This window comes from Streptomyces sp. H51 (genome assembly GCF_035656535.1).
In the GTDB taxonomy this organism is placed as follows: Bacteria; Actinomycetota; Actinomycetes; order Streptomycetales; family Streptomycetaceae; genus Streptomyces.
The window spans coordinates 212,765-236,576 of sequence record NZ_JAYMHD010000061.1; the positions used below are offsets into that span (position 1 = coordinate 212,765).

Below are 23,812 nucleotides of genomic sequence, written 5' to 3' on the forward strand. Positions count from 1 at the left end.
CCGCCCGCGGGTGGGATTCGAGGACCTGTCGGCTGGTTAGAAGACTTGAAGTGTTCTCGGAGCCGGGACCGAAAACCGTCGGGACCGTGCTGTGATCGTGAACACCGTGTTGTAAGGGGCCGTAGTGCTGGATACTGCGGGCAGCCGCCGCCGGTGACCGGTGCCGGAGGCGGTGAGCTGGAGGGGACGGTTCGCGTGAGCGAGATACCAGCGAAGGCCACGGAGTCCGAGGACCCGTCGGACGGCGCGAGGACGAGGACCGCGGGCGGTTCCGGCGCGTCCGCGACCCGCCGCACGACGGGCGGTCCGGGGCTGTCCTCCTTCGGTGACGCGAGCCGGGACATGGGTTTCGGGGACGTGCCGCCCCCCGGCGACGCCGTGTGGCAGAGCAACCCGCCCGGCTCGATCTACGACTACATCAAGGTGGCGTCCTTCTCCATCGGCCCGGACGGGCTGGTCGACCAGTGGAGCCTGCGCGCCGAGCAGATCTTCGGGATCCCGGTCGAGCGGGCCGTGGGCATGGATCCCATCGAGGCCTTCGTCGACTCCGATCTGCGCGAGCGGGGCCACCGCAAGATGGCGGAGATCCTCGACGGGCGGGAGTGGACCGGAGTGGTCCCCTACCGGCTGCGCGGATCGGTCCGGGGCACGGGGGCGCGGGAGGGCCTCGCCGAGGTCTACGTGATGCCGACCCGGACGGAGGACGGCGAGAAGGCCGCCGTCTGCATCGTGGTCGACGTCCGCACCCTGCGCAACATCGAGACCGATCTCGCCGCGTCGCAGGCGATATTCGGCCAATCTCCCTTCGGCTTCCTGCTGATCGACACCGACCTGCGGGTCCGCCGTGCCAACCAGCGGTTCGCCGCCCTCTTCGGCGGCTCACCCGGCGAGCACCGGGGCAAGGGCGTCCACGACTACCTGCCGCGCTCGGAGGCCGAACGGGTCGCAGCCACCCTGCGCCGCGTCCTGGAGACCGGCGACTCCATCACGGACATGCACGTCACCGGCTTCCTGCCGGGCTCCGACGAGCGCCGCCACTGGTCGGTCAACCTCTACCGGGTGCACAGCGGTTCGGGCCGCCCGATCGGTGTCGCCTGGCTGGGGATCGACGTCACCGCCCGGCGCGCCGCCGCCCGTGAGGCCGCCGCCGCGCGGCGCAATCTCGCCCTGCTGAACGAGGCCGGCGCCCGCATCGGCAACTCCCTCGACCTGGAGACCACCGCCCGCGAACTCCTGGACGTCGTCGTCCCCGGCTTCTGCGACCTCGCCACCGTCGACCTCTACCAGGGCCTGCTGGCGGGCGACGAGACCCCGCCCGGCCTCGCCGACGGCAGCGCCCAACTGCGCCGGGTGGCCTTCGCCAGCGCCGTCTCCGACGCGCCGTTCGCCGGCACCGGGACGCCCGTCGCCGTCGGCGCGGTCCACCACTACCCCTTCAACTCGCCCTGCGCGGACGCCCTGCGCACCGCCCGCACGAAGTTCGTCCCGGCCGAGGAGGGCGGGCTCGTGCAGTCCACGCTGGCCGTGCCGATGGTCGCGCACGACACCGTCGTCGGGCTCGCGCAGTTCGCCCGGACCAAGGGCAGCGAGCCCTTCGGCGACCGGGACCGCGACCTCGCGGTCGAGCTGGCCGCCCGGGCCGCCGTCTGCATCGACAACGCCCGCCTGTACCGGCGCGAGCACGAGCGCGCGCTGATACTGCAGCGCTCGCTGCTGCCGCCGGGTGACCCGGTGGCCGCGGGCCTGGACATCGCCTGTCGCTACCTGCCCGGCAACTCCTCCTCCGACCGGCCCACCGAGGTCGGCGGCGACTGGTTCGACGTCATCGAACTGCCCGGTCACCGTACGGCGTTGGTCGTCGGCGACGTGATGGGACGCGGTCTTCGGGCCGCGGTGGCCATGGGTGAACTCCGCTCCGCGGTCCGCACACTGGCCCTGCTGGACCTCGAACCCGCCGAGGTGCTGGGCGCGCTGGACGAGATCGCCCGGGGGCTCGGCGCCCCGGGCGGCGTGCAGCAGGCCACCCGCGCCGCCCGCCGCCCCCGTGAGGCCGACCTGTCCGAGGTCTACCTCGCCACCTGCGTGTACGCGGTCTACGACTCCGTCACCCGCCGCTGCACCTTCGCCAACGCCGGCCACCTGCCTCCCGTGCTGGTCGAACCCGGCGAGGCCGCGCTCATGCTCGACGTGCCGCCGGGCATGCCGCTCGGCGTCGGTGGCGAGCCGTTCGAGGAGGTGGAGGTCGAACTGCCCGAGGGTGCCCTCCTCGCGCTCTACACGGACGGTCTGGTCGAATCGCGCGACCACCCGCTGGACGAGGGCCTGCAGGCGTTCGTCGGTGCCCTCACCGACCCCTCGCGGCCGCTGGAGGACGTCTGCGACCACGTCCTGCACACCCTCGACACCCACCATGGCGAGGACGACATAGCCCTGCTGATGGCCCGCGTCCAGGGCCTGCCGGTGGAGTCGGTCGGCGACTGGACGCTGCCGCGCGAGCCGCGCAGCGTCGGCCGGGCCCGCGAGTACGCGCGGGGGCAGCTGCTGTCGTGGGACCTGGAACCGCTCGTCGACACGACGGAGCTGCTCGTCAGCGAACTGGTGACGAACGCGCTGCGCTACGGCGAGGGCGAGATCAGGCTGAGACTGCTGCTGGACCGCACCCTGGTCTGCGAGGTCTGGGACTCGGGCCTGGTCCAGCCGCGCCGCCGCCGCGCCCGCGACACCGACGAGGGCGGCCGGGGCCTGCAACTGGTCGGCCTCCTCAGTGCCGCCTGGGGATCCCGCCGCACCCCCCTCGGAAAGACGGTCTGGTTCGAACTCCCGCTGCCCGACGGGGAGACGGGCCTGACCGACCCGGCGGAGGCCCTGCTGAGCCTGTTCTGACCCACCGGCCCCGGCAACCGCCCGCGGCCCGGCGGCCCTGAGCAGACACGCCGGCCGGACGGCGCGGGCCCCCTCTCAGGCCCTCCGCCGCTCCGCGGCCTCGTCGCGAGCCCGAGCCGCGGCCCGGTGGTCACCGGCCAGGGTGTGCGCGGTGACCAGGGTGTGCGCGGTGACCAGGGTGTCGTGACGGCGCCTACGACCCCTGCCGAGCCCTGGCCGTCGGGGCCCCCGGGCTGACGGCCCCGCGGGCTACCGGGGCTGCGCGGGGGGCGGGGTGCCGAGGCGGGCGCGGGTTCGAGGGCCGCCGAAGGCCGGGGGAGTGCCGGTGTCGAGCAGGACCCCGGCGAGGACGGCGTCGGTGAGGTCGTTCGCGTGCCGCATCGCCTCCCGTGCGCGGTCGCGGGCGTCCTGTTCGGCCAGTTCGAGGGCGCTGCGGGCCAGCGACTCGGCGGTGAGCAGGCCCGGGGCGTCCGCGACGAGCAGCCGTTGCGCCTCCGCCAGCCGGGTGCGGGCGGTGCCGCCGACGGCTCCCCGGTGGGTCGCGACGAAGCAGGCCGCGGTGTCGGCGGCGTCGCGCGCGACGAGCAGCGCGGCGGCCGACAGCACTCCGGCCCGTCCGGCGCCGAGCGGCACCACCGCCCGCACCACGCGCCGCAGCGCGTCGAGGGGGTCGTACCGGCCGGAGGCCACCTCCTCCCGCACGTCGGCCAGGACCCCGTCGGCCCGCGCGGTGTCCGCCCCCGCCGCCCCCGCCGCCCGCGCCTCCGCGAGTTCCGCCTCCGCGCCCGTCAGCGCGGCCGGCAGCAGCTCCTCGGCCCTGGACAGGGCGGCCGCGCGCTGGTCCACCGCGGTCAGCAGGGTGGCGGCCTGGGCCGTCGCGCCCTCGGCGGCACGCAGGTCGCGGGCCGCCGGTCCGCCGCGGCCGAGGTCGGCCGCCTGGTGCGCCCGGTTGAGCCGCGACGTGGCGAAGAACAGCCGGTCCGTGGCCTGTTCGGCGTGGCCGGTGACGGCCCGGGTCGCGGACGGCGCGTACCGCCCGGTGAGCCGCACGAGCGTCGCCTCGGCGGCCGTGGCGCGGCCGGTCAGCTCCCGGAAACGGACCTCCGCGATCCCCAGCGCCCCGCCCACGCCGCCGTCCGGACCGCGCAGCCGGTCGAAGGCGTCGGTCTCCGCGTCCAGCCGTCTGCCCGCCTCCTGGCACCGTCCGACGATGCCCGCCAGCATGTGCCGCCGGGCCGGCTCGTCCTCCGGCACGCCGTCGTCGTACCGCTGCCGCATCCGGAAGGCGGCCGACAGTTCGGCTTCGGCGTCCCGCACGGCCCGCGCGAACGGCGCCACCGCCGCCGCCCCGGACAGGGCCTCGGCGAAACCGAGTTCCTCCCGGCAGACGCGCACGCAGTCGTCGGCCTCGGCCAGCAGCGTTCCCGCCCGCTCCTCCAGCTCGGGCAGCGGCGGCGCGGCGGCGGGCGCGGCAGCGGTTCCGGGAGCCGTCGCCGTCCGCTGCCGGGCCCGCCGGGTGTGCCGTACGTAGCCGAATCCGGCCAGCGCTCCCACCGCGCCCCCGACGGCGAGCGGCAGCACCAGGTCGGTCGGCGACGCCTCGTCGGCCGACCGTGCGGCGGTGGACGCGGCGGGGCGGTGCTCCGTGCGGGTGGCCGCCGCCGGCGCGCCGCCGTGGGCCGTCATCCCCGGCAACGCCAGCCACACCATCCCGGCGAACCCGCCGAGCACGGTGTGCAGCACCCGCACGGATATGTGGGAGGCCGCGCGCCGCGGCCGGCCCCGGATCAAGGACGAGGTCACCTTTCGGAGCGTATGAGCCGGAATGCGCACGCGCGACCGGGGGCGGCCCACCAGGGCCACCGGTGCCGCCCCGTACGGCGGGTCCGCGGCGATGGCGACGGAGGCGGACCCGGGACCGCCGGACAGGACGACCGCGGGACCGGCCGACCGCCGGACAGGCCGACCGCGGGACCGGCCGACCGCGGGACCGGCCGACCGCGGGACCGCCGGACCGGCCGACCGCGGGACCGCCGGACCGGCCGACCGCCGGACCATCGGACCGGCCGACCGGGGGACCGCCGGACCGGCCGACCGCGGGACCGCCGGACCGGCCGACCGCCGGACCGTCGGACCGGCCGACCGGGGAGACTGGATGCGGTGAGCCGCATCCGACAGCACGACACCGCCGCCCTCGCCCCTCTCGCCCGCGCCGCGCTGGGCCCGCACCGCGTCCTCGTCGACGTGGTGCGCCTGCGCGGCGGCACGAAGAAGGGCGTCCACCGCCTCTTCTTCGACGACGACTCCACGGCCGTCGCCTACGTCTGGTCCGCCGACGAGGACTACTGGGACGCCGGCCCCGCCGACCCGCGCGACCCCTTCTCGCACTCCACCGGCCTCGCCCTCCTCACCGCCGCGCACGAGCGCCTGGCGCGAGCCGGCGTCCGCACGCCCCGCCTGCTGTACGCCGACGCCACGCACACGCACCTCGCGGCGGACGCGGCCGTCGTCGAGGACGTGCGGGGCGGCAGCCTGGAGGAGGCGCTGCGCCGCGACCCGCGCGCGGCGGACCGGACGCTGCGGCGGCTGGCCGACGAGCTGGCGGCGCTGCACGCCCAGCGGGGGCCGGCCTTCGGCAAGGTCGCCCTGGTCGACAACGGCGGCCTGCCGGTGGGCGGTTCGTGCGAACGCGCCGTCACGGACCGGGCCCTGCGCGACATCGAGGAGATCGCCGCCCGGGAGCCGTGGGTCGCCGCGGCCCGCGGCGAACTGGCGGACGCCGTACGGAGTTCGGCCGCCGCGGTGCGGCCACGCGCCCGCCACACCCTCGTCCACGGCGAACTCGGCCCGGACCACGTGCTGGTGACACCCGACGGCGCCCCGGTCCTGATCGACGTCGAGGGCCTGATGTACTTCGACGTCGAGTGGGAGCACGTGTTCCTGCGGCTGCGCTTCGGCCCGCACTACGACGCGCTGCGCGTGCCCGGCCTGGACGAGGACCGTCTCCGTCTCTACTCCTTGGCCATGCATCTGTCCCTGGTCGCCGGCCCGCTGCGGCTGCTGGACGGCGACTTCCCGGACCGGGCTCCGATGCGGTCGATCGCGGAGTGGAATCTGCTGCGGGCCCTGGCCCTTGTGGGACGGTGATCGTATGTACCTATTCCTGCGGGTGGCCATGGCGGTGGCCGTGACCGGCCTGGCCGCGATCGGCGTCGCGGGTGTCGCCAGGGGCTGGACGCCGCCCTGGGGCAGGCGCAAGGTGCTGCGGCCGAAGCTGTGGGGGTACGGCTCGCTGCTCGCCGCGGCGGGCATGGCCCTGTTCGCCTTCCTGGGCCCGCTGGTGGAGCCGCGCCCCACCCTCTACGCGCTGCCGGTCATCGGCTGGTGCGGATTCATGGCGGGTCTGTTCCTCCAGAACCTCAGCCTCCGGCCCGGCCGCCGCGGCGGTGACGCTGCGGCGGAGACCTCCGCCTGATCTTCGAGCCCAGCCACGGCCTTGACCAGGTGGTAGTCGAGCCGGTGGTCGACAACCCGCCAACGGGCCGGGGGCGAGGACGAAAGCCGGGACGAGGGCCGCGGCGAGAGCGGCGAGTACGGCGCATGCGCGACCGGCGACACCCGTGGATCCGGATGGTCCGTGCCCGCTGGTGAGGCGTGACGTTCCTGTCGTGTCGATGACCATGTCGCACCGCGCTCGCCCGGTCACTGCGGTCCGCCGGCCACTCGGGGTGCGGCCTGCCACACCCCCGTCGTGATCCGCCGGACGGAGCCGGGTCCGCACGTGGTCCGCACGTGGTCCGCACCTCGTGGTGACCGCACGACGCGGGGCGCGCGCGGACCGCGCTGACGCGTCCGTTGCGCCGCACGGGTGGGCTTGGGTGCCGCCGCCGCCGTGTCGCCCCGCCCTGCTGAACCCTTTCCTCTTCAGTGGCCATACATCTGATCAGCTCCAAATACCGCCAATCGTGATCGGAACCGGCGGTCCACCCCCGGAGGTAGACGTGATGTCCCACGACGGCGTCGGACTGCGTGCGGTCATGCGCTCGGTCGCCTTCCTCACCGCGGGCACGCTCGCGGTATCCACCCTCGCCGGCTGCAGTTCCGAGGAGGAGGTCAGCAAGCCCCTCGTCGGGCAGGACATCGCGCCCGCCGGCCGCGCCGCGATCGCCGACGGCGGCACGCTGCGCTGGGCCGTGGACGACCTGCCGGAGACGCTGAACACCTTCCAGTCGGACGCCGACGCCACCACCACCCGCGTCGCCCAGGCCGTGCTGCCCGCCATGTACCGGCTGGACGCGGCGGGGCGCCCGCAGCGCGACGCCGATTTCCTTAAGTCCGCCAAGGTCGTCGACACCGAGCCCAAGCAGGTCGTGCTGTACAAGCTCGACCAGCAGGCCGTCTGGAGCGACGGACGCGAGATCGGCGCCGCCGACTTCGCCGCCCAGTGGCGCGCCCTGTCCGGCAAGGACAACGCCTACTGGACGGCCCGCAACGCCGGCTACGAGCGCATCGAGAAGGTCGAGCGCGGCGCGAACAACCTCGAGGTCAAGGTCACCTTCGCCCGGCCGTACGCCGACTGGCGGTCGCTGTTCTCGCCGCTGTACCCGAAGGACGTCATGGGCACCCCGGACTCCTTCAACGACGGGGCCCGCCGCAAGCTCAAGGTCACCGCCGGGCCGTTCGCCGTGAAGAAGGTCGACCGGAAGAACGACCGGATCGTCCTCACCCGCAACCCGCGGTGGTGGGGCGCCCCCGCCAAGCTCTCCGAGATCGACCTGAAGGTCGTACCGCGTGACAAGCGCGCCTCCGCGCTGGCTGCCGGGAAGCTCGACCTGGCCGAGATCGACCCCTCCGCGGCCGGGCAGATCACCGCCGGGGCGGCCGGCACGAGCGCCTCCCCGGGCACCGGCGCCTCCGCGCACAAGGGCGGTTCCCCGGGCGCGGGCGCCTCGCCGCACAACGGTCCCGGCGGCCGTCACGCCGGCACGAAGGCCGAACGGCGGCTGAAGGCCCTGCGCGCCTTCGAGGTCCGCAAGTCGCTGGAGCCCGCCTTCACCCAGCTCGCCCTCAACGGCGCCGAGGGCCCGCTCGCCGACGAGCGCGTCCGCCGGGCCGTGGCCCGCGCGCTGGACCGCAAGGCACTGGCCGAGGCCGTGCTGAAGCCGCTCGGGCTGCCCGCGGTGCCGGTCGGCAGCCATGTCGCGCTGTCCGGCCAGGCCGCCTACGCCGACAACAGCGGCGCGCTGGGCAAGGAGGACACCGCAGAGGCGCAGGCGCTGCTGTCGGACGCCGGCTGGGTGCCCGGCGGGCCCGTCAAGGTCAAGAAGAAGGAAGAGAAGGAAGAGAAGGAAGAGAGCGGGGAGAGCGGGGAGAGTTCGGAGGAGGAAGAGGACAGCGGGAACGCCGGTGCCGGCGGGAAGAAGGCCGGGCACGAGTCCGAGTCCGCGAAGGCCGACGACGGGACGTCCAGCGCCGGCGAGGACGACAAGGCGGGGCGCGAGAGCGACCCGGCGGAGGGGAAGTCCGCCGGGAGCACCGAGGACCCGAAGGACCACGAGCACCCCGCCGGGGAGGCCGGCCGGCGCCTCGCGCAGGGCAGCGCGCCCGGCGCCTACGCCCCCGAGGGCACCGCCGCCCCGGGCGGCACCGCGGTCAAGGCGCTCGCCAAGAACGGCAAGCCGCTCGCGCTGCGCTTCGTGCTCCCGTCGGGGTCCGGCTACCCGACCCTGCGCGCGGTGGCCGACCGGATCGGCGGGATGCTGGCCCGGGTCGGCATCCGCACCGAGATCAGCAAGGTCTCCGAGTCGAGCTACTTCAAGGACCACATCGCCGCCGGCGACTTCGACCTCGCCCTGTGGTCCTGGCCCGCCTCCGCCTTCCCCGCCACCGACGCCCGGCCCATCTACGCCAAGCCGGTGCCGGCCGCCGACGGCTCCCTGAACGTCGAGCAGAACTACACCCGCGTCGGCACCGACCAGGTAGACCAGCTGTTCGACGAGGCCGTGGCGACGCTGGACGACACCGAACGCCGAGGTCTGCTGCGCAAGGCCGACTCCCGCATCTGGGCGGCGGCCGGGTCGATCCCGCTCTTCCAGCGCCCGCAGCTGACGGCCGCCCGCAAGGGACTGGTCAACGCCGGAGCCTTCGGTTTCCAGACGCCCGTCTTCCAGGACATCGGCTTCCTGAGGGAGGGCGCGAAGGTCTCCCCGAGCCCTTCCCGGAGCTGAGCCGCGCGGCCCTGCGGCGGCCTTCGCCGCAGGGCCACGTACCATGGGGTGAGGCCGTGGCGTGTCAAGCCCGGCAGGGCCCGCGTAACACAGACGTTCGCGCAGGCCGTCCTCACACTCCGGGAGAACGCCGCAATAATGGCTGTGTCCGCAACACGTCACGACATCCGCAACGTCGCCATCGTCGCCCACGTCGACCACGGGAAGACGACCATCGTCGACGCCATGCTCAAGCAGGCGGGTGCCTTCGCCGCGCACCAGCTCGACCAGGTCGACGACCGCATGATGGACTCCAACGACCTGGAGCGTGAGAAGGGCATCACGATCCTCGCCAAGAACACGGCGGTGAAGTATCACCCCAAGGACGGCGGGGAACCCATCACCATCAACATCATCGACACCCCCGGCCACGCCGACTTCGGCGGCGAGGTCGAGCGCGGTCTGTCGATGGTCGACGGTGTCGTGCTGCTCGTCGACGCCTCCGAGGGCCCCCTGCCGCAGACCCGCTTCGTGCTGCGCAAGGCGCTGCAGGCCCGTCTGCCCGTCATCCTGTGCATCAACAAGACGGACCGCCCGGACGCCCGTATCGACGAGGTCGTCAACGAGACCTACGACCTCTTCCTGGACCTGGACGCCGACGAGGACCAGATCGAGTTCCCGATCGTCTACGCCTGCGGCCGGGACGGCATCGCGTCGCTGACCAAGCCGGAGGACGGGACCGTCCCGGGCGACTCCACCAGCCTGGAGCCGTTCTTCTCGACGATCCTGGAGCACATCCCGGCGCCGACCTACGACGAGTCCGCCCCGCTCCAGGCCCACGTCACCAACCTGGACGCCGACAACTTCCTCGGCCGTATCGCGCTGCTGCGCGTCGAGCAGGGCGAGCTGCGCAAGGGCCAGACGGTCGCCTGGATCAAGCGCGACGGCTCGATCAGCAACGTCCGCATCAGCGAGCTGATGATGACCGAGGCGCTCACCCGCAAGCCCGCCGAGAAGGCCGGCCCCGGTGACATCTGCGCCGTCGCCGGCATCCCGGACATCATGATCGGCGAGACCCTCGCGGACACCGAGAACCCGATCCCGCTCCCGCTGATCACGGTCGACGAGCCCGCCATCTCGATGACCATCGGCACCAACACCTCGCCGCTGGTCGGCCGCGGCGGCACCGGCAAGGGCGCCGACGCGAAGTCGGCCGTCAAGGACCGCAAGGTCACCGCCCGCCAGGTCAAGGACCGCCTCGACCGCGAGCTGATCGGCAACGTCTCGCTCCGCGTCCTGGACACCGACCGTCCCGACGCCTGGGAGGTCCAGGGCCGCGGTGAGCTGGCGCTCGCCATCCTGGTCGAGACGATGCGCCGGGAGGGCTACGAGCTGACCGTCGGCAAGCCCCAGGTCGTCACCAAGGAGATCGACGGCAAGACGTACGAGCCCGTCGAGCGGATGACGATCGACGTGCCCGAGGAGCACATGGGCGCGGTCACGCAGCTCATGGGCGTGCGCAAGGGCCGGATGGACAACATGTCCAACCACGGCTCGGGCTGGGTCCGCATGGAGTTCGTGGTGCCCTCCCGGGGCCTGATCGGCTTCCGTACCGAGTTCCTCACCAGCACCCGCGGCACGGGCATCGGCCACTCCATCCACGAGGGCTTCGAGCCCTGGTTCGGCACCCTGCAGACCCGTAACAACGGCTCGCTGGTCGCCGACCGCGCCGGTGTTGTCACAGCGTTCGCGATGACGAATCTCCAGGAGCGCGGCGTGCTGTTCGTGGAGCCCGGCACCGAGGTGTACGAGGGCATGATCGTCGGCGAGAACTCGCGCTCCGACGACATGGACGTCAACATCACCAAGGAGAAGAAGCTCACCAACATGCGGTCTTCGACGGCCGACGTGGCCGAGTCGATCGTGCCGCCGCGCAAGCTGTCGCTGGAGCAGTCGCTGGAGTTCTGCCGCGACGACGAGTGCGTCGAGGTGACTCCGGAGGCCGTTCGCATCCGCAAGGTCAACCTGGACCAGCGGGAGCGTGCCCGCGCCGCGAGCCGCGCCAAGCACGGCTGAGCCGACGGCCGGGACCGCGTCCTGGCCGCACCCTCCGAGCCCGGGTGCCCCCATCTTGGGGGCACCCGGGCTTTTTGCAACCGGTTTTCGGGCGCCAGGTGTCCGAAATGCGGAGATCACTGCCCGATAGCCATGTAACAAGTCCGTTTCGCGGCCTTCTCGTCCCGAACCGTTTGTCCAGAATTCGGAAGAAGTACGCACGAGCTGTGACTGAATTGAGATTTAAAGACAGTGGTTCGGCCGTCGGCTCATGGCAGATAGTTAGCCGCGTAGCGCTCGGGTCGATGGGTCTCGCTGTGGGGACAGCGGCGACTCACGAGAGCACCAGGGGGTGTCTGACCCTTCGTCAGGGGTGACGGAGGACAGGCGTGGGCCCCCAATCGTCGGTGAGCATGTGCAGTCACGAGGAGGAGCCCCATGCGCGGTGTCACGAGCACCAAGTGGGTCAGGTCGACAGTCGCCCGCAACTGCTTCACCGCATACGGCAGTTCTCTCTGAGGATTGCGCAGGCCGCTCACCGCGTGGTTACGCTACGCGCGTCCGGCTGCGGCTTCCCCATGATCCGGTCCGTGACCGCGCACATCCCGCGGCGGTCGGCGACCCGGTACACCCACACCTGTGAAATGGGCCAACTGTGACCAGTCCTATCGACGTTGAAGGCGGCGAGGCGTCGGTCGTCGTCGACGGCACCCCGCAGCCTCACGCCAAGGCCGAGGCCGATCAGCTCGAGGGGCGTTCCCCCGGCCGGCTGATGTGGATCCGCTTCAAGCGCGACCGCACGGGGGTGATCTCGGCCTGCGTCGTGGCGTTCTTCTTCGTCGTCGCACTGGCCGCGCCGCTGATCTCGAAGCTGTACGGCAAGGACCCGTACACGATCTACGCGGACGAGCGCCCCGAACTCTTCGACAGCGCGGGCGTCCCGGTGCAGCCCAACGGCGGCATCAGCGGCGAGTTCTGGTTCGGTCTCGAACCGGGCAACGGCTACGACGTGTTCACCAAGCTGATCTTCGGCATCCGCACCTCGCTGATGATTTCCGTGGCGGTGACGCTCGCGGTCGTGCTGACCGGCATCCTGCTCGGTGTGACGGCGGGTTACCTCGGCGGCAAGGCCGACTACGCGATCGGCCGCGTCATCGACTTCCTGCTCGCCTTCCCCTCGCAGCTGTTCTTCATCGCGAGCATGCCGGTCGTGGTCTCACTGTTCGTCAGCCCGCGTGACGAGACGCCGACTTACGTGCGCGTGGTCGCGCTGATCGTCGTCCAGTGGGTCCTCGGGTGGATGAGCCTCGCCCGCATCCTGCGCGGCACCACACTCGCCCTGCGCGAACGTGAGTTCATCGAGGCCGCCCGGGTGAGCGGAGCGTCCCCGTGGCGGATCATCCGCAAGGAGCTGCTCCCCAACGTGGTGACGCCGCTGCTGGTGCAGACGACCTACATGCTGCCGAACTTCGTGACGATCGAGGCCGGCCTGTCCTTCCTCGGTGTCGGCATCGTCGAGCCCACGCCCGACTGGGGCCAGATGTTCTCCAAGGCGTCGACCGAGCTCGTGCTGCAGAACGACATCACGTACATGTTCTTCCCCGGCATCTCGATGATCATTTTCGTCGTCGCGTTCAACTTGCTCGGGGACTCGGTCAGGGACGCCTTCGACCCCAAGACGGCTCGCTGACCGACAGATTGTGGGCGTCCTCGCCCCGGATACCGCACGGCCGAATTCGGCACTGGTGATACACAGATGGGTGGAAACTGAGTGATGAGTAGGGGCGGACGCCACGCATACGCCGCTTTGTCCGTGCTGGCGGCGGGGGCACTCGTGCTCACCGGTTGCAGCAAGGGCGGCAGCGACACCGGCAAGAATGACAAGAAGAGCGAGGAGAACGCCAAGCGGCAGCAATCCTCGATCAAGTTCGGCGACGCCGCGGCCTCCCAGGGCCCCGCGGCCGAGGTGAAGGGCGCCAAGGCGGGCGGCACGATGGAGGTCCTCCAGCGTGACAGCTTCGCCCACCTGGACCCGGGCCAGATCTACGTCTCCGACGAGATGGCGCTCTCGCAGCTGATCCACCGCGGGCTCACCGGCTACAAGGCGACCAGCGACGACGGCAAGTCGCACGAGGTGGTCGGCGACCTCGCCACCGACTCGGGCACCACCACCGACGGCGGCAAGACCTGGAAGTACACGCTCAAGGACGGCGTCAAGTTCGCCGACGGCACGCCGATCACGTCCAAGGACGTCCGCCAGACCTTCGAGCGGCTGTTCGCGCCCTTCATCAACCAGGGCCCGAGCTACATCCAGCAGTGGCTCGCCGACTCCACGGACTACCGCAAGCTGCTGAAGGACGGCCCGTACAAGGGCAAGCACCTGCCTGACAGCGTCATGGAGACGCCGGACGACAAGACGATCGTCTTCCACTTCAAGACGGCGCACCCGGACCTCCCGTACGCGCTCGCCATGTCGGGCTACTCCGTCGTCTCCGCCAAGAGCGACACCAAGGAGAAGTACGACAAGAAGCCGATGACGAGCGGCCCGTACAAGATCCAGTCGTTCAAGTCGGGCAAGTCGATGGTGCTCGTCAAGAACACCAACTGGGACGCGAAGACGGACCCGATCCGCCACCAGTACGTGGACCAGTTCAACATCCAGTTCAACCAGCAGTACGAGCAGTCCACCAAGGCGCTGCTGGCCGACACCGGCGCCGACCAGACCGGCGTCAGCTTCAGCAACGCGGTCGACGCGGGCAACCTGTCCAAGGTGCTCGCCGACCCGAAGCTGAAGTCCCGCATCGTCTCCGGCTACCAGCCGTACGTCGGCCAGATGAACATCAACATGGCCAAGCCGGAGCTCAAGGACATCAACGTCCGCAAGGCCATCGCCTACGCGCTGCCGGTCACGCCGTTCGTCCGCGCCTACGGCGGCACGGACGCGATGGAGGTCGCCGGCGGCCTGCTCAGCCCGACCGTCAGCGGCTACGACGCCTCCTTCGACCCGTTCGGCAAGAAGGAGAAGCCCGCGGGTGACCCGGCCAAGGCCAAGGAGCTGCTGAAGAAGGCCGGCAAGCTCAACATGAAGCTGACCTTCGCCTACATCAACACCAACGAGGGCCAGCAGTACTCGACGGCCATGGCGGCGGGTCTGAAGAAGGCCGGCTTCAACGTCCAGCGCCAGGAGATCCCGGCCGAGTCGTACTACGACCAGGTCAGCAAGGTCAACAACAGCTACGACATCTTCCACACCGCGTGGGGCGCTGACTGGCCGTCCGCCTCCACCGTCCTCCCGCCGCTGTACGACGGCCGGCTGATCGCCGACGGCTCGCAGAACTACTCGCAGGTCAACGACCCGCACGTGAACAGCGAGATCGACCGCATCAACAAGATCACCGACCCGGTCAAGTCCGCGGCCGAGTGGGAGAAGCTCGACAAGTACCTGCTCACCAAGGTGGTCAACGAGGTTCCGACCGCCTACTACAAGCAGACCCAGATCGCCGGCTCCAAGGTCGGCGGCCTCGTCTACGACGACGTGATCGGCGGCCTCGACCCGCGTCGTCTGTTCATCAAGTAACCACCGTCCGACCGGTACCCGGTGCGTGAGCCCCACGAGGGCGACACCGCACCGGGTACCGCCCGGCCTGCCGACGTCAGAGAGCTGCCCCTGTCATGCTGCGCTTCCTCGTCCGCCGGATCCTCGGTGCCGTCGTCATCCTCTTCCTGTTGAGCATCGTGACATTCGTGCTGTTCTTCGGGATGCCCCGTGACCCGGCGCTGCTGATGTGCGGCAAGACGTGTACCCCCGCGAACATCGAGAACATCCACCACGTTCTGGGGCTCGACAAGTCGATCCCCGAGCAGTACGGGATCTTCCTGCACAACCTCTTCCTGGGCAGCAGCGACTTCGCCCAGGGTCCCTGCCCCGCCCCGTGCTTCGGGTACTCGTACCACACCAACGACCAGGTCTGGTCCACGCTGACGGACCGTCTGCCCACCACCGTCTCGCTGACGATCGGTGCCGCCGTGGTCTTCCTGGCGGTCGGCCTGGGCACCGGCATGCTCGCCGCCTGGAAGCGGGGGAGCATGCTCGACAAGACGGTCACCGCCGGGTCGATGGTGCTGAGTTCGATGCAGATCTACTTCCTGGGCCCGCTCGCCCTCGCGGCGCTGGTGTACCAGTCGCACATCTTCGACAAGCCCGCGTACAACGAGTTCACCAAGGACCCGGTCACCTGGTTCTCCGGGCTGATCATCCCCTGGGTGGTGCTGTCCACGATCTTCGCCTCGCAGTACACGCGTATGGCGCGCTCCTCGATGATCGAGCAGCTCCAGGAGGAGCACGTCCGCACCGCCCGCGCCAAGGGCATGTCCCGCAAGTACGTGTTCTTCCGGTACGCCTGGCGCGGTTCGCTGATCCCGATCGTCACCATCTTCGGCATCGACCTCGGCTCGCTGCTGGGCGGCGCGATCATCACGGAGTACACCTTCGGCCTGCCGGGACTCGGCCATCTCGCCGTGGAGGCCGTGCAGTTCAGCGACCTGCCGCTGCTGCTCGGCGTGATGCTCTTCTCCGCCGCCATGATCCTGCTGTTCAACATCCTCGTCGACGCCTGCTACGCCTTCATCGACCCGCGCGTGCGGCTGTCCTAGGCCGTCTTTAGGAGCACAGTCGTGACCACTCTGACCAAGGAAGCCGGAGCACCCGTGCCGGCCGACGCGGGCGCCTTCCTCTCGGTGCGGGACCTGCACGTCAGCTTCAAGACCGAGGACGGCGTCGTGAAGGCCGTCAACGGGCTCTCCTTCGACCTGGAGCGCGGCAAGACCCTGGGCATCGTCGGCGAGTCGGGATCCGGCAAGTCCGTCACCAACCTGACGATCCTCGGGCTGCACAACCCGATGTTCACCACCGTCGAGGGCGAGATCCTCCTGGAGGGACAGGAGCTGACCACCGCCCGGGAGTCGGAGCTGGAGAAGCTGCGCGGCAACAAGGTCGCCATGATCTTCCAGGACCCGCTCACCGCGCTGTCGCCGTACTACACGGTGGGCCGGCAGATCGCCGAGCCGTTCATCAAGCACACCGGGGCCTCGAAGAAGGACGCCTGGGACCGTGCGGTGGAGATGCTCGGCAAGGTGGGCATCCCCAACCCCAAGGAGCGGGCGAAGGACTACCCGCACCAGTTCTCCGGCGGTATGCGCCAGCGCGCGATGATCGCCATGTCCCTGGTGTGCGACCCGGACCTGCTGATCGCCGACGAGCCGACGACCGCCCTGGACGTCACGGTCCAGGCGCAGATCCTGGACCTGCTGAAGGACCTCCAGCAGGAGTTCGGCTCGGCGATCATCTTCATCACGCACGACCTCGGCGTCATCGCCGACATGGCCGACGACATCATGGTGATGTACGCGGGCGGCGCGGTCGAGCGCGGCACCACCAACGAGGTGCTCCGGGCGCCGCGGCACCCCTACACCTGGGGCCTGCTGAACTCCATGCCGCGGCTGGACTCGGACCTCGAAGCGCCCCTCACGCCGATTCCGGGCGCCCCGCCCTCGCTGCTCACCCCGCCCTCGGGCTGCCGGTTCCACCCGCGCTGCACCTTCAAGGACCGGGTGGGCGGCAACCGCTGCCTCACCGAACTCCCGCTGCTGGGCCCCGACAGGGCGTCCGCCTGCCATCTCACGGCGGAGCAGAAGCGCACCATCTTCGTCGAAGAGATCAAGCCCCGTCTGGGCTAGGAGGACCACGTCATGACAGAGGACCTCGTCCTCCCCGCGCCGCGGGAGACCGGCACCGACGCGGCCGGCGACCCCCTCCTGGTCGTGGAGGGGCTGACCAAGCACTTCCCGATCAAGGGCGGCTTCCCCGTCCGGCGCACGGTCGGCGCCGTGCAGGCGGTCGACGGCATCGACCTGACCGTGGGCGTCGGTGAGAGCTTCGGCCTGGTGGGTGAGTCGGGCTGCGGCAAGTCGACCACGGGCCGGCTGATCACGCGCCTGATGGAGCCGACGGCCGGGAAGATCTCCTACCGCGGCCAGGACATCACCCACGCCAGCCGCAAGCAGCTCGCGCCCATCCGGTCCGAGATCCAGATGATCTTCCAGGACCCGTACTCGTCCCTCAATCCCCGTCAGACGGTCGGAAAGATCATCTCCGGCCCGATGGAGATCAACGGGATCGAGCCCGACGGGGGCCGCGAGAAGCGCGTGCGCGAGCTGCTGGAGATCGTCGGCCTCAACCCCGAGCACTACAACCGCTTCCCGCACGAGTTCTCCGGCGGCCAGCGTCAGCGCATCGGCGTGGCACGGGCCCTGGCCCTGGAGCCCAAGCTGATCGTCGCGGACGAGCCGGTCTCCGCGCTCGACGTGTCCATCCAGGCGCAGGTCGTCAACCTGCTCCAGAAGGTGCAGCGGGAACTCGGCATCGCGTTCCTGTTCATCGCCCACGACCTGGCCGTCGTACGGCACTTCTCGCAGCGGGTCGCGGTGATGTACCTGGGCAAGATCATCGAGGTCGGCGACCGCGACTCCATCTACACGCGCCCCCGCCACCCCTACACCCACGCCCTGCTGTCCGCCGTGCCCGAGGTGAACCTCTCCGAGGATGCGGACGACAGCGGCGGCCGGGAGCGCATCCGGCTGGCCGGTGACGTGCCGTCCCCCATCTCCCCGCCGTCCGGCTGCCGGTTCCGCACCCGCTGCTGGAAGGCGCAGGACAAGTGCGCGACGGAGGAGCCCCCGCTGGTCCGGCTCTCCGGCAACCGCGACGGGCACCTCACGGCCTGTCACTTCCCGGAGGAGCCGACGATCGAGGCCCGCGAGCAGGACATCGTGCTGGACCCGGCGCTCGCCGCCCTGGAGGAGACCGGCGACGAGGAGAAGTAGCCGCGAGGAGAAGTAACCGCGAGGAGACGTGACCGCGAGACGCGGTGACCGCCGGCAGTGGTCACCGCGAGCGGCGGTCACCGCGGCGAAGAGCGGCCGCGAGGCGAATCGCCTCGTGCGGTGAGGGCCCGCGCCCCGGGTGGAGGGCGCGGGCCTTCGTGTCCCCGGGGACCGGACGTCCGTGGGCTCGGGTCGATGGGCCGCGAAGGTCCGGTTCCGTGCGGGCGGCCGGCTGAAAGGGGAGTGCCGGAACCGCCGCCCCCGGGTCTGTGATGAGACGCGGGACCGGAGCGCGCGGTTCCCTCTTCGCGGGCGGCCATCCGGATGGCCCGTCACCCCGAACGGTGGGGTGCGTGTGCGTCGTGGGGCGTTTGCGCCGATACCCGTCGGTGGCGGGACCGGCCCGCACGAAGCCGGCCAAGTCCGTGCACGACGGCCGGGTGGGCATGGTTCGTCAGCATGCTGGAACACGAAGCAGCACGGGCCCTGCTGTCCGCAGTCCCGTGCCCGCCCCGGACACCCGCGAGCGCCGGGAACGGATCATCCTCACCGGCGATGTTCCGTCCCCGGTGAACGTCCCCTCCGGCTGCCGGTTCCGCACCCGCTGCTGGAAGGCGGGGGAGCGCTGCGCCCGGGAGGTGCCGCTGCTGGCGGTACCGGCCGCGTACCGCCTGTCCGGCGGCCCGGCGGCGCACGCCTCGGCCTGCCACATCGCGGAGGCGGCGACGGCGTCCCCCGTGCGGCCCGCTCCGGGGCGGGCGGGGCGGGCCGCGCAGGCGGCGCAGGCGGGGCCGGCGGGGCCGGCGGGGCCGGCGGGGCCGGCAGGCAGGCCGCGCAGGCGGGGCAGGCGGGGCAGGCGGGGCAGGCGGGGCCAGCGGGCAGCGGTGCAGGCGGGCCAGGCGGGGCCGGCGGGCAGGCGGCGCAGGCGGGCCGGACAGGCGGCGCAGGCGGGTTGGGCGGCGCAGGCTGGACCGGCCGGGGGCGGGTCGGCCGGGTCGGCCGGGGAGCACGGCAACGGGCCGGGATGACATGGCGCATCCCGGCCCGTTCACGGCACCCGCACGGCCGTACGCTGTTCAGCGTCGCGCGTCCGTATATCGGTACCGCTTCCGTGAAGTTGCTTGCGTGTTAACGCGATTCGCGTGCTTTTGCGGGGTTTTCCGGTCCCGCTTCCAGTCCCAGCGAACGCCGCAGGAAGTCGAGCTGGAACCAGAGCAGGTTCTCCGCGACCGTCTCCTGCGGGGTCATGTGCGTGACGCCGGACAGCGGCAGCACCTCGTGCGGGCGGCCGGCCGTGAGCAGGGCGGAGGACAGGCGCAGCGAGTGGGCGACCACCACGTTGTCGTCGGCCAGGCCATGGATGATCATCATCGGCCGGTGCGGCTCGGCGGCGTCCACCAGACCGGCGTCGTCGATCAGCGAGTTGCGCCGGTAGACCTCCGGCCGTTCGCCGGGATCGCCGAGGTAGCGCTCCTGGTAATGGGTGTCGTACAGGCGCAGGTCGGTGACCGGGGCGCCCACCACGGCCGCGTGGAAGACGTCCGGGCGGCGCAGCACCGCGAGCGCCGCGAGGTAGCCGCCGAAGGACCAGCCGCGGATGGCGACCCGGCCGAGGTCGAGCGGGAAGTCGGCGGCGAGCGCCTGGAGCGCGTCGACCTGGTCCTGGAGGACGACCGCGGCGATGTCGTCCCGCACGGCCTTCTCCCAGGCGGGGGAGCGGCCCGGTGTGCCCCGCCCGTCGGCGACCACGACCGCGAACCCTTGGTCGGCGAACCACTGCGAGGTGAGGTGCGCGTTGTGCGCGGCCAGCACGCGGGCGGCGTGCGGACCGCCGTAGGGGTCGAGGAGGACCGGGAGGGGAGTGTCACCGTGGTAGTCCGTTGGCATAAGCACGGCGCACGGGATTTTCCGTGCGCCCCCCAGTGCGAGTGTCACGCGCGGGGACAAACCGGGATCTTCGGCGTACGACGGGATCACCGCCACCTGCTTCCCGTCCCGCAACACCTGCACCAGGGGCCCCGGTCGGTCCGGCACGGCGGACACCAGCACGGTCACGCCCCCGGCGCGCACCGCCGAGTGCACGCCGGGTTCCCGGGACACACGTTCCAAGCCAAGTTCGTTGACGCGGTAGACGTGTACTTCGCCGATCTCGGGGGACCCGTCGCCGGACAGGGCCGCCTCACCCGCCGACGCGGAGACCAGCACGTCGTCGGCGGTGACGTCCAGCACCGCCCGGATGTGCAACTGGGGTCCGGTCAACGGGCGTTCACCGACCGTCAGCACCCGCGCGCCGCCCTCGTCGGCGATGCGCACGAGCTGTCCGGAGGGGCTCCAGCACGGCATTCCAGGGAAAAGATCCAGCCAAATCGGATCTTCATCCGCGTGCACCAGCCGGGTCGTTCCCGACTCCGGATCCACCGCCAGGAACAGCTGACTCCGCTGGTCGCGCGCCTGTACCAGCAGCAGCGGCGCACCCGCGTCTGACCAGTGCACACGGGCCAGATACGGATAGCGGCGACGGTCCCAGGACACCTCCGTGCGGACCCCGTCCAGACCGATCACGAACAGCCGCACGTCCGCGTTGTCGGTACCCGCCGCCGGGTACGGGACGTGCAGTGGGTCACGTTCCGGGCGAGCCGGGTCGGAGATCCACCAGCGCTGCACCGGCGTGTCGTCCACCCGCGCGACCAGCAGCCGGGTCGAGTCCGGCGACCACCAGAAGCCCCGCGAGCGGTCCATCTCCTCGGCCGCGACGAACTCCGCGAGCCCGTAGGTGACGTTGGCCGACTCCGGCTCGGCCAGCGCCCGTTCGCCCTCGTCCTCGGCGCTGACCACCCGCAGGGCGCCCTGTGCGACGTACGCCACGTGCCGGCCGTCGGGGGAGGGGCGGGGGTCCACCACCGGTCCGGGGACGGTGAGTTCACGTGCCGTACCGGCCCGCAGCTCGGCCGTGAAAAGCCGCCCTGACAAGGCAAAAGAGGCCAACTCCACGGCCGTGTCGGTGGCGTAGCCTACGATGCCGGCGCCACCCTCGCGGCTGCGCTCGCGCCGCGCGCGCTCCTCGGGCGGGAGGTTCTCGGTGGCCCCGCCCAGCAGCGCGCCCGGGTCGGCCGCCAACCGTTCTCGGCCGTTTTCCACGTCGAGAACCCACAGGGAGTTCGTCCGGTCCGTACCGGAACTGGAGCGCAGGAACACGACACGGCTGCCATCAGGCGAGACCGTGAACGAACGCGGCGCGCCGAGGGTGAAGCGCTGGGTGCGGGCGTGCCGGCGGGGGAAGGAATCAGACCTCATCGTCATGCCATGACCATATTGGCCATGCGCCCCCTTGTGCGGCCGTGCGCCGACCGATGCGCGCGTCTTGATAGTTATGATCACTGGCGCACAGTGGGTATGAACCCGCTGGCTACTGTATGGATTTTTCTGCCCCTTGGTCCGACCCCCCGTGCACTTGGGATCTTTGGAGGTGAGCCGCCGTGGCACTCTCGATTTCGGCGGTGGTGCTGCTGGCGATCATCGTCTTCCTGCTGATCAAGAAGTCAGGGCTGAAAGCCGGACACGCGGTCGTCTGCATGTTGCTCGGGTTCTACCTCGCGTCGTCGACCATCGCGCCCACGATCAGCGATCTGACGACGAACATCGCGGGCATGATCGGCAGCATCAAGTTCTGACCGCGGCCCACCGGGCCCCACGGGGCCCGGCAGGCACGGCCTGCCCCCTGGATCAGCCCCCGACCGCGTACGGCACGAAGCCGGCCCACGCGACGGGCGTGAAGACCAGCCGGGGCCCGTCGGCGTGCTTGGAGTCACGGACGTGAAGGGCACGGGGGTCGGTGGCGACCTCGACGCAGGAGTCAATCCCCGCTCGGCGTATGGCAGTCGGCGGACGTGCCGCCGTCGTCCTGTCACGGTGGCCGCGATCCGGCTTTGGCTGCGAGCGTGATGCGCCGACGACGCCTCAGCCCGTGCAGGGATCTTCCACCGTCGGCATGTACGGGGACAGCAGCGTCTCCGTGTGATGCGTGACCATACCTCAAACCAACTTCAGCACGCGTACATCGTTCTCGTGACCTGGGTCCTCGTCGTCGCGAACGTGGAGGAGTCCGTAGGAACCAGGGCGACCGCGGCCACATGCTCGAACAGTTCGACCGCGTCAGGCGACGAGCGGTGATTGGAATAGCCGCCGAGTTGGATGAACGGCTCGCCGTTCATCCAACTGAGGTCAAGCAAGTACGGGCTGTCCAGCTGGACGATGCGAAGGCGAAGCTCATCGACGATCTGTCGCAACCGGAGCTCATCGTCGTCATCGGCCGCGGTCTCCCTGACCGTGATCCACCCGTGGTACTACATCCCACGATCGTCGTGAGATGACCCGCCTGACCTTCCGGCCGCAGCGTGATCCGCCGGAGATGCCTTAATCCGCAGTCGCCGCGAGCGAGTTCACGGTCATCGCCCGTTCGCTGAGCGGAGATGTCGAAGTGCCGGAGGCCGAGTAGGCCGTCAGCCCTCGGACACGAACGGCACGAAGTCGGCCCAAGCCTCCGGTGAGAGCTGGAGGCGAGGGCCGACGGTGTGCTTGGAGTCGCGGACGTGGATGATCCCGAGGGCGGATGCAACCTCAACGCACTCGTTGCTGTTGCTGCTGTCGCTGTGGCTGCTCTTGAACCACCGCAGCGTCGCAGCGTTCTCCTCTGGGCTCTTCCGGATCATGTCTCCCCCATCACTTGCTCGATGAAAGCCAGCGACTCCTCTGGCGAGAGAGCCTGAGCCCGGATGATGCCACACCGCAGTTCCATGATCCGCAGATGCTTCAAATCAGAGACCGGCCGGCTTCCGCAGTCCCCTTCGGCGCGGCCAACTGCCGTGCCGTCGGCGAACTTGAGCACTTGGATCTCTCCTCCCATACCGGCGTGGACCGCGCGTTCGATCGGCATCACCTGGATCTCCACGTTCCTCATGTGGCCGAGCTCCAGAAGGTGCTCCAGCTGGCGACGCAGCACCATCTTGCCCCCGAGTGGGCGCCTGAGTGTCGCCTCTTCCTGGACAAAACAGAGGTCCGGCGCAGGCTCACGCTCGAAGATCGACTTGCGGGCCATGCGCGCACCGATCAGCCGCTCCACCTCGTCCTGCGGGTGAGCCGGCCGCCGCATCTCGAACAGCGCCCGCATGTAGTCCGCCGTCTGCAGGAGGCCGTGCAGGTTGTGGGTGCCGTACGCGGTCAGCTCGGCTGCCCTTGCCTCCATCCGCGCAAGGTCGCGAACTGTCTTGGGGTAGCGGACCTTCTTCACGTCCTCCTTCATCGCCGAGAGTAATCCGCCCGCTCCCAACAACTCGTCCGCCCTCTCCAGGAACTCCGGTCGAGGGATCCGCTTTCCGCTCTCGATCTTGTAGATCATGTCCTCGCCATAGCCGACGGCCTCAGCGAACTGCACGGCCCGCATCCCCTTGGCTTCTCGACGCAGTCTCAACTGCCGCCCCACCGTGGCGACCACCGCGAGTCCCCACTCGTCCTCCGGATCCACCTCCCAGCCCGGCTCGCCGACTTCGCCCGTGCTGAGCCGTCCCGCGTTACTGTCCACGCTCATTCCGCGCCCTCCCTCCGTTCGAACCTGGTAACGACGCTCTCCCTGTCCGCGGCACTCCGGCCGGCCCGGACAGAACTGGACAAAGCTCGGACAGTCACTAAATCAGCGCTGTCGACAGTCGCGTGAATCCTGTGGGCCCGGCTCTGCCCTGCCTGACCGAAACCCGTAGGCCCCGTTGAACGCTCTCGTCAGGCCCCAGAAG

At 70.8% G+C, this 23,812-nt stretch carries 16 protein-coding genes and 2 pseudogenes; 12 read left to right on the forward strand and 6 right to left on the reverse strand.

Annotation, left to right across the window (positions count from 1 at the left end):
- Positions 1-195: 195 nt before the first annotated feature.
- On the forward strand, positions 196-2,883 hold the full coding sequence (locus tag VKA29_RS21330) for a SpoIIE family protein phosphatase (protein WP_324787484.1): 2,688 nt from the start codon (positions 196-198) through the stop codon (positions 2,881-2,883).
- Between the two features lie 249 nt (positions 2,884-3,132).
- On the opposite strand, the gene VKA29_RS21335 is transcribed toward VKA29_RS21330, so the two are convergent.
- A complete protein-coding gene (locus VKA29_RS21335; RefSeq protein WP_324787485.1) occupies positions 3,133-4,686 on the reverse strand; it encodes a hypothetical protein in 1,554 nt (517 codons plus the stop codon).
- 357 nt (positions 4,687-5,043) lie between these two features.
- Here VKA29_RS21335 and VKA29_RS21340 point away from each other — a divergent pair, with 357 nt between their 5' ends.
- From VKA29_RS21340 to VKA29_RS21385, 10 genes and pseudogenes are all read left to right on the forward strand, one after another.
- Positions 5,044-6,030 carry an aminoglycoside phosphotransferase family protein gene (locus VKA29_RS21340; RefSeq protein WP_324787486.1) on the forward strand — a complete coding sequence of 329 codons (987 nt, stop codon included), beginning with the start codon at positions 5,044-5,046 and terminating at the stop codon, positions 6,028-6,030.
- Positions 6,031-6,034: 4 nt separating this feature from the next.
- Positions 6,035-6,358, forward strand: coding sequence for a hypothetical protein (locus VKA29_RS21345; RefSeq protein WP_324787487.1), 324 nt, complete (start codon positions 6,035-6,037; stop codon positions 6,356-6,358).
- Between the two features lie 529 nt (positions 6,359-6,887).
- Positions 6,888-9,110: an ABC transporter family substrate-binding protein gene (locus VKA29_RS21350; RefSeq protein ID WP_324787488.1), complete on the forward strand. Its 2,223-nt coding sequence runs from the start codon at positions 6,888-6,890 to the stop codon at positions 9,108-9,110.
- 138 nt (positions 9,111-9,248) lie between these two features.
- Complete coding sequence (typA, locus tag VKA29_RS21355) at positions 9,249-11,165, forward strand: translational GTPase TypA (protein WP_324787489.1); 1,917 nt, start codon at positions 9,249-9,251, stop codon at positions 11,163-11,165.
- Between the two features lie 634 nt (positions 11,166-11,799).
- Positions 11,800-12,834, forward strand: a complete 1,035-nt coding sequence (locus tag VKA29_RS21360; protein ID WP_324787490.1) for an ABC transporter permease — start codon at positions 11,800-11,802, stop codon at positions 12,832-12,834.
- A gap of 84 nt (positions 12,835-12,918) precedes the next feature.
- Entirely contained in the window at positions 12,919-14,721 is a 1,803-nt protein-coding gene (locus tag VKA29_RS21365; protein WP_324787491.1) for an ABC transporter substrate-binding protein, read from the forward strand.
- A 95-nt stretch (positions 14,722-14,816) separates the two neighbouring features.
- Positions 14,817-15,797 carry an ABC transporter permease gene (locus VKA29_RS21370; RefSeq protein ID WP_324787492.1) on the forward strand — a complete coding sequence of 327 codons (981 nt, stop codon included), beginning with the start codon at positions 14,817-14,819 and terminating at the stop codon, positions 15,795-15,797.
- A 21-nt stretch (positions 15,798-15,818) separates the two neighbouring features.
- Positions 15,819-16,880, forward strand: coding sequence for an ABC transporter ATP-binding protein (locus VKA29_RS21375; protein WP_324787493.1), 1,062 nt, complete (start codon positions 15,819-15,821; stop codon positions 16,878-16,880).
- 12 nt (positions 16,881-16,892) lie between these two features.
- Positions 16,893-18,026 carry an oligopeptide/dipeptide ABC transporter ATP-binding protein gene (locus VKA29_RS21380; RefSeq protein WP_324787494.1) on the forward strand — a complete coding sequence of 378 codons (1,134 nt, stop codon included), beginning with the start codon at positions 16,893-16,895 and terminating at the stop codon, positions 18,024-18,026.
- 468 nt (positions 18,027-18,494) lie between these two features.
- Positions 18,495-18,775, forward strand: a pseudogene (locus VKA29_RS21385) (oligopeptide/dipeptide ABC transporter ATP-binding protein); the annotation flags it as partial.
- 379 nt (positions 18,776-19,154) lie between these two features.
- Here VKA29_RS21385 and VKA29_RS21390 read toward each other — a convergent pair.
- Positions 19,155-21,326: a S9 family peptidase gene (locus tag VKA29_RS21390; RefSeq protein WP_324787495.1), complete on the reverse strand. Its 2,172-nt coding sequence runs from the start codon at positions 21,324-21,326 to the stop codon at positions 19,155-19,157.
- 176 nt (positions 21,327-21,502) lie between these two features.
- On the opposite strand from VKA29_RS21390, the gene VKA29_RS21395 reads away from it, so the two are divergent.
- A complete protein-coding gene (locus VKA29_RS21395) occupies positions 21,503-21,697 on the forward strand; it encodes a hypothetical protein (protein WP_324787496.1) in 195 nt (64 codons plus the stop codon).
- 52 nt (positions 21,698-21,749) lie between these two features.
- Here the strand turns inward: VKA29_RS21395 and VKA29_RS21400 are convergent, their stop codons facing one another.
- The 4 genes and pseudogenes from VKA29_RS21400 to VKA29_RS21415 all read right to left on the reverse strand — a co-directional run bounded on the left by VKA29_RS21400 (position 21,750) and on the right by VKA29_RS21415 (position 23,610).
- The gene (locus VKA29_RS21400; RefSeq protein ID WP_324787561.1) at positions 21,750-21,899 is read right to left on the reverse strand and encodes a DUF397 domain-containing protein; all 150 of its coding nucleotides are present in this window, start codon (positions 21,897-21,899) and stop codon (positions 21,750-21,752) included.
- Between the two features lie 159 nt (positions 21,900-22,058).
- A pseudogene (locus VKA29_RS21405) lies at positions 22,059-22,312 on the reverse strand (Imm7 family immunity protein).
- Between the two features lie 213 nt (positions 22,313-22,525).
- Complete coding sequence (locus tag VKA29_RS21410; RefSeq protein WP_324787498.1) at positions 22,526-22,735, reverse strand: DUF397 domain-containing protein; 210 nt, start codon at positions 22,733-22,735, stop codon at positions 22,526-22,528.
- A complete protein-coding gene (locus tag VKA29_RS21415; RefSeq protein WP_324787499.1) occupies positions 22,732-23,610 on the reverse strand; it encodes a helix-turn-helix transcriptional regulator in 879 nt (292 codons plus the stop codon). Before VKA29_RS21415 ends, VKA29_RS21410 begins: the two co-directional genes overlap by 4 nt.
- Positions 23,611-23,812: the final 202 nt, after the last annotated feature.